Source organism: Microvirga tunisiensis, assembly GCF_009296175.1.
GTDB classification, from domain to species: Bacteria; Pseudomonadota; Alphaproteobacteria; order Rhizobiales; family Beijerinckiaceae; genus Microvirga; species Microvirga tunisiensis.
This window is the reverse complement of the sequence record NZ_VOSK01000371.1, coordinates 1-5,474: the sequence shown is the minus strand read 5'-3', so window position 1 is coordinate 5,474 and position 5,474 is coordinate 1. Positions and strand designations below refer to the sequence as shown.

Here is a 5,474-nt window from a genome sequence, read left to right as displayed (position 1 = left end):
GTAGTTCACGCGCGGCTCGGCGCCGAAGATCGTGACCTCGTAGGCGCCGGGCGCCCGCTCGAACAGTTCCTCCAGGGCACGGCCGGCGGCCATGCCGTTGCCGATGACGACCAGCTTCTTGGGCATCTCAGTCTCCCTGAGAAAGTCAAAAATCCAAGAGGCCTACTCCTCGGCACTCGACCGCAAGCACAAAAGCGCCGCCTGAAGTGACCACGTGCTACTTGCGCAGCATCCCAGCCATTCATGCGACGTCGTTGTCGGAGTAGTGCCAGATGAGAGGCAAAACTGTCTGATCGCCCTTGATCAGACGGTTCAGCGAGACCTTGTGACTTCGTTGTCACGATCCGCGTTGTTTGGAAATACTATTGGTTGCCTACTTTTTGCTCAAGGAAATATTTTGGGCAGAATGGCTAACTTCTAACCAGCATTGTGCCAATGGATTGGTCATCGAGAGCACGCTCATGCCCGATGAGTCGGCCTCTCGTGGGTGGCTATCCCAGTTTCGCCCGAGAGGCAGCTCCTGGCATTGCTCTCCCAACGAGCGGCTTTGTGTAAACCAAGCGCCTGTGCCAAGGACACCAGCTCGAGCCCTCCTGCGTCTCACTTCCGCAGAAGATTGCTTTGGACTGATCCTCCGAGACGATGAAGCGGCATTGCCGCGCCTGGAGCTTCAACAGGGTTGTGTGGGTCTGGGAGAACGGTTCTCTGATCTCAGGCATGGCTCTGACATCCGGTACAGGACCAGAGTGCAACATGATGAGGGCTCAGAAGAGTTCCACGCCTGCGTGAGCTATCAACAGCTTGATCGATGACACGTCAGATTGCCGAGGTCACCGCATCGCAAGATGGTCGATGAGCCTTCCTACGGCAACTGAGTGCACAGGCTGATGACGGCAAGCGCCGCCGAAGCCGCGGTGGCCGTCAGCCAAAGATCGATGGCCTGCGGCCGGTGGGAGACAAGTCGCTTCATCAGGGCACGATTCAAAGGGTCAGGTGAGGAGCAATGGATGGCGGGGAGGACATACTGCCCAGCCATAAACCCTGAAGGGTCGATCCGGTTCCCACGGCAGATCGCATTTTGGCAGCAGCCCGGTGTCTCACTTTGCCAAGGCAGACCTGCGTATCAGCGAGAATACATTCCAACCTCTTCCTCTGAAGCCCGACCTCGACATCATCACAGAACCATGCCGAGCCTCTTGGCGGCGTGGTCGTGCTCTCGTCTTGACGCTGACAGGCTGGGCGCCGATATGGCGGATGGATTTCGGCCGGACGGTTTAGCGCAAGGATAGCGATGGCGGGACGTGTTCGAGGCCGGAAGAGTTCCCGCGAGAGAATTCTCGATGCGGCGGGGGAGCTGGTGAGCGAGATGGGTTCGGGACGGCTGACGCTGGACACCGTGGCCGAGCGCGCTGGGCTCAGCAAGGGTGGGCTTCTCTACAACTTTCCCACCAAGGACGCATTGCTTCAGGCCATGATCCAGCGCCTGGTCGATGAGGTCGCGGCGGAGCGGGAGGCGCTCCGCGCTCAGGCCGAGCCCGGGCGCAACCTGGAAGCACGCCTGTGCACGGCGGCGCTGCTCAAGCTGCGCCAGGGCAGGACAAAGGAGGTCGCCAGTGGCATGCTGGCAGCCTCGGCCGAGAACCCGCACCTGCTCGATCCCGTGCGCGAGGTCATCAAGGCAACTCTGGAGAACCTGAAAGCGACGTCGGATGATCTGGACGCGGCGCTGGTGGGCTGGCTGGCCATTGAGGGCCTGAACGGCCTCGAGATGCATGACCTCAGCCCCTTTTCGGAGGAGGAGCACGAGCGGGTCGTCCAAGCGGTCAACCGCCTGTTACTCAGAGGAATCGCTGAGTAGAGCCCTCAGACGCACGGCGGACGAGTTGGATTTGGAGGCGCGGCTCCCATCCTTCGTGCTGCTTGAGGTGGCACAACGCGGTCTACGAAACGCCACGCCAGATGCTGGACCATCCAGGAGCTGAAACGCTGCCTGCAACAGCACAGCGATCCTCCGTCAAATCCTCAGAGATCTGTATAGCCCTTGCGTCGCTGGGCTTCTGCCCAGCCTTCGCCTGGGCAGCTTGGGTCTCATCGAAGAAGGTCTCGACCTTCACCTGGCCTTTGGATCCGACCAGGCCCCAGTTGCGCACCAGCCGGATCGTGCCGAACAGATCCCGTTCGATCATCAGGCTGAAGAAGCGTGCCCTGCCCTGCCCCGGCTCGCGCCGATAGAGCACCAGGTGGTGCCGGATGGGCGAGCGGGCGTCAGGCATCCTGGGAGCGGCTTCTACTCGGGTTTACCCTTCTGCAGGGTCTTCTCCATCTCGCGCATCATGGCCGCCTCGATCTCGTCGAGATCGACCTTGACGGGTTCACTGCTGGTCTGCGCCTTGGTCCGGCTCACCGGCACCTGCTTGGCCTTGGGTCGGGTGATGCTCTTATGCGCCTGGGCAGTGGAGCGGCCTTCCAGGGTATCGATCAGGCTGTTGAGCGCAGCGTCGGAGAGCGGGATCTCCGGAACCTCGTCGAGCCCTCTCAGAGCGATAGACTGATTGGTGTAGCGAGGATCCGCCGTCACCTCAGGACCAAACCACTCTAATGGTCGGAATGCCCTCTCCTCCCCGTCAGCAGCAAATTCCACAGTGACAAGGTGCAAAACACGAGGCCGGGTGATCTCGTCGACCAAGGCATGGCCCTCGCCGATCGGCAGCGCGGTCCGGGTGTAGTCGACCTCGCCGGCGCAGACATCAAGCAGCGCGTGAGCATGGCCCAGCGGGATGTCAGTCTCATCCTCTGCCTCCCCGTCAGGGCCAACCGTCTTGAGGATCAGCAGTCCTCTGTCTTCCTCAAGGCGAACCCACGAGGAGCGATCCCGCTGCTCGGGGAAGAAGCCCTCGACATGGCGCAGCCCGTGCCTCTCGCGCCGGATCAGACGGGCGAAGGACGGTGTGAGCAGAAAGCGACGGCGAACAGTCATAACACCCAGGGGCTGCAGGGGATTGAGGACGCCTGCCATTCGTACATGGCGGAAGTCAGGGGCGGCAACCCTGATCCCGCACTATGGTTTCCACCGGGCTCGCCACCAATGACATCAGGGCGCTTACAAACGACATCGCCCTGACAGAGTTAGCCGTGCGGAGCTCACTGTCAGGGCGATCTTGTGATGCCGGTTGCAACACCACGGCACCACTATGTATCAAGAGCTCCGGATGTTCAATCAAACGCTGTGCACAAGTCCGAACGCCTTGGCGAGAAGCTGAGCACCACTGGTCGTCTTCCTGTCACCAGACTGGCACAAAGAACTTGCCATACTTCTTGGCGATGTAGTCCTTCACCTCGGGTGAGCGGTAGATGGCAATGAACTTCGCGATCTCCGGGTCATCCTTCCGGTCTGCCCGTACGACGAACTGCAGGGCGTAATGCGCATCGCCGAACCCATCGGCGATCAGTGCCTTCTCAGGGTTGCCGCCGGACAGCAACAGATAGCTGATACTGACTTGCCCCAGGGTCACATCATCGAGGGCCCGCGGTAATTGCGCGGCTTCCAGCTCCCGAAAGCGGAGGTTCTTGGCATTGGAGACGATGTCGAGGACAGTCGCAGCATCGCCGACTCCTGGCTTGAGGGTGATGAGGCCGGCCTTCTGCAGCAGTTGCAGACCTCGCGCGCCGTTCACCGGGTCATTGGCAATCGCCACGACGGCATTATCGGGAACCTGGTCAAAGTTCGTGACCTTGTTCGAGAACAGGCCCACCGGCATCACGTAGGTTGGGGCCACCGGCGTAAGCTTGTACCCACGCCCCTTGATGGCGGCATTGAGAAAGGGCAGGTGCTGGAACAGGTTGGTGTCGATATCGCCATTCGCCAGTGCTTCATTCGGCGTCACCCAATCGGAGAATTCCACCACCTGAACCTCGATGCCTTGCTGGCGGGCTCGCTCAGCGGCGAAGTTCATGATGTCGGCCACCGGCCCGCCGCTCGTGCCAATCTTCAAGGGCTTGGCCATGGCGGCGCTAGGATCCGACACCAGGAGCATGAGGCTGACAACGGCGGCAAGAAGGGCACTGATGCTGCGCCGGGAGATGGTGCCATATTGTGTGAGTAACGAGGTCATAGGTGGACGTCCTCTGTTCAAGAGTTGAATGGATGCAAGCTGCCCTATTCAGCGGCCGGGATGATGGTTTGAGAGGGAGCCGCTGAGAAACCAAGCGTGCGGAACGAGGCGCCGGGATGACTTGTTGCGAGGCGCGCGCGTCCGGGACCGAAGAGCTTCTCGCGCAAGGTGCCCTCCGCATAATCGCGCTTGTAGATGCCCCTCTCCTGCAGAAGCGGCACCACCAGATCGACGAAGTCCTCCAACCCTTCGGGTGTCACCACCCGGCTGAGATTGAACCCGTCGATGTCGGTGTCCTCGACCCAGCTCTGCAACTCATCGGCGATCTCTTCGGCCGAGCCCACGAGCGGCTCGTTGCGGCTGCCGAGGCCCTTCTCTCCGAAGATCTTGCGCAGGGTCCACGTCTCGCTGCTGTCGACGGTGAAGGCCCGCAGGATGAAGTTTGTCGCATCGTTTTCTTCGTGGCGGAGGGGTTCGTCAGGGTCACAATGGGAGAAGTCCACGCCCGTGATGCTGGAGAAGTGCGACAGCGCCCCCTCGATGCTGGCGTAGCGGTGGTACTCTTCGACCTTCTCCTCGGCTTCCTTGCGGGTGCGCCCGACAACCACGGCGCGGCCGAGAAACACCAGAATATCGGCGGGATCCCGCCCCTGCGCCTCTGCCCGGCGCCTGAGATCCGCGACGGTCGTGCGGGTGTTGTCCTTCGTTGGACCCGCGAGGAACACGCATTCGGCGTGCTTCGCGGCAAAGTCCTTGCCCCGGGACGACGCGCCGGCCTGATAGAGGACAGGCGTGCGCTGCGGTGACGGCTCCGAGAGATGAATGGCATCCACCCGATAATGCTGTCCTGTATGCTGAACCCGGTGGACCTTGCGTGGGTCGGCATAGATCCCACGCTCGCGGTCGCGCAAAACCGCGTCGTCCTCCCAGCTGCCTTCCCAGAGCTTGTAGACGACCTCCATGTACTCCTCGGCCGTCTCGTACCGGTCGTCGTGCTTGGCCTGCCTGGCCAAGCCCATGCCGCGTGCGGCACTGTCGAGATAGCCGGTGACGATGTTCCAACCGATCCGCCCGCGTGTGAGATGATCGAGCGTCGACATGCGACGGGCGAAAAGGTACGGCGGCTCGTAGGTGAGATTGCACGTCACGCCGAAGCCGATGTGCTTCGTAACGGCGGCCATCGCTGGCACAACCAGAAGGGGATCATTGACCGGCACCTGGACCGCATGGGTAATTGTCTGGATGCGAGACCTCCTTGGCATGAGCGATGACCTGGAGGGCTGGCGGCAACGCGTCTGCATCGGGTGGCTTGTAGCGGCGGTTGGCGAGCTTCGGCTCGGCAGCCAGGCGGCTTCGCACAAC

Annotated in this window: 6 protein-coding genes; 1 reads left to right on the top strand and 5 read right to left on the bottom strand. The window is 61.6% G+C overall.

All coding sequences use genetic code 11. The annotated features are described in order from the left end of the window. Positions 1-491 precede the first annotated feature (491 nt). Positions 492-719, bottom strand: a complete 228-nt coding sequence (locus FS320_RS51115) for a GcrA family cell cycle regulator (RefSeq protein ID WP_162003479.1) — start codon at positions 717-719, stop codon at positions 492-494. Positions 720-1,291: 572 nt separating this feature from the next. Between FS320_RS51115 and FS320_RS36910 the strand changes: the two genes are divergently transcribed. Then, on the top strand, positions 1,292-1,858 hold the full coding sequence (locus tag FS320_RS36910; protein WP_152717287.1) for a TetR/AcrR family transcriptional regulator: 567 nt from the start codon (positions 1,292-1,294) through the stop codon (positions 1,856-1,858). 82 nt (positions 1,859-1,940) lie between these two features. Here FS320_RS36910 and FS320_RS36905 read toward each other — a convergent pair whose 3' ends face one another. The 4 genes from FS320_RS36905 to FS320_RS36890 form a co-directional block, all read right to left on the bottom strand. Then, on the bottom strand, positions 1,941-2,273 hold the full coding sequence (locus FS320_RS36905; protein WP_244627625.1) for a WGR domain-containing protein: 333 nt from the start codon (positions 2,271-2,273) through the stop codon (positions 1,941-1,943). 14 nt (positions 2,274-2,287) lie between these two features. Beyond that, positions 2,288-3,016 (bottom strand): CYTH domain-containing protein, encoded by a 729-nt coding sequence (locus tag FS320_RS36900; RefSeq protein ID WP_244627624.1) that lies wholly within the window; start codon positions 3,014-3,016, stop codon positions 2,288-2,290. A gap of 265 nt (positions 3,017-3,281) precedes the next feature. Then, complete coding sequence (locus tag FS320_RS36895; RefSeq protein ID WP_152717285.1) at positions 3,282-4,112, bottom strand: MetQ/NlpA family ABC transporter substrate-binding protein; 831 nt, start codon at positions 4,110-4,112, stop codon at positions 3,282-3,284. A 44-nt stretch (positions 4,113-4,156) separates the two neighbouring features. Beyond that, entirely contained in the window at positions 4,157-5,374 is a 1,218-nt protein-coding gene (locus FS320_RS36890; protein WP_420846825.1) for an LLM class flavin-dependent oxidoreductase, read from the bottom strand. Positions 5,375-5,474: the final 100 nt, after the last annotated feature.

Excerpts from the sequence above, each read along its gene's own strand:
- FS320_RS51115 (WP_162003479.1), bottom strand. The coding sequence starts at position 719 with ATGCCTGAGATCAGAGAACCGTTCTCCCAGACCCACACAACCCTGTTG.
- FS320_RS36910 (WP_152717287.1), top strand. The coding sequence starts at position 1,292 with ATGGCGGGACGTGTTCGAGGCCGGAAGAGTTCCCGCGAGAGAATTCTC.
- FS320_RS36905 (WP_244627625.1), bottom strand. The coding sequence starts at position 2,273 with ATGCCTGACGCCCGCTCGCCCATCCGGCACCACCTGGTGCTCTATCGG.
- FS320_RS36900 (WP_244627624.1), bottom strand. The coding sequence starts at position 3,016 with ATGGCAGGCGTCCTCAATCCCCTGCAGCCCCTGGGTGTTATGACTGTT.
- FS320_RS36895 (WP_152717285.1), bottom strand. The coding sequence starts at position 4,112 with ATGACCTCGTTACTCACACAATATGGCACCATCTCCCGGCGCAGCATC.
- FS320_RS36890 (WP_420846825.1), bottom strand. The coding sequence starts at position 5,374 with ATGCCAAGGAGGTCTCGCATCCAGACAATTACCCATGCGGTCCAGGTG.